Origin of the sequence: Gaoshiqia sediminis, assembly GCF_025907915.1 — a bacterium.
GTDB classification, from domain to species: domain Bacteria; phylum Bacteroidota; class Bacteroidia; order Bacteroidales; family Prolixibacteraceae; genus Gaoshiqia; species Gaoshiqia sediminis.
In genome coordinates this window covers 1-455 of record NZ_JAPAAF010000119.1, presented here as the reverse complement: position 1 = coordinate 455, position 455 = coordinate 1, and the positions used below count along the sequence as shown (strand labels likewise).

At 40.9% G+C, this 455-nt stretch carries 1 pseudogene; it reads left to right on the top strand.

What is annotated here, in order from left to right:
* A pseudogene (locus tag N2K84_RS20240) lies at positions 1-455 on the top strand (IS1634 family transposase); the annotation flags it as partial.

Genomic DNA, 455 nt, shown 5'->3' with positions numbered 1-455 from the left:
GGCAGTATATCGGTTCAAATTATTGATAAGAACCGGGGAAGATACAAGGTTTTGAAGACCATTGGGTGCAGTTCCAATGAACAAGAACTTCAAAAGTTACTCAATCTGGGCAAACAAGAGATCGAAAGATTAGAAGCCCAGTCAGGATTGTTTATTTCCGATAAAGATACTTTGATCGAACAAGTTTTTTCCTCCATTGGCAATTCCAGCATCAGAACCGTTGGCCCTGAACTTATTTTTGGAAAGATTTACGACAGTATCGGTTTTAATGTGTTGCAGGAAGAACTGTTCCGTCACCTGGTGATTGCCCGTCTGGCTTTCCCTTTGAGCAAACTGAAAACGATCGAATACCTATACCGGTTTCAGGGAATTATGCTCGATTTAGACACCGTTTACCGTTTCCTGGATAAATTGAACAGTAAACTAAAAGAACGGGTTGAGCAGATTGCTTTTGC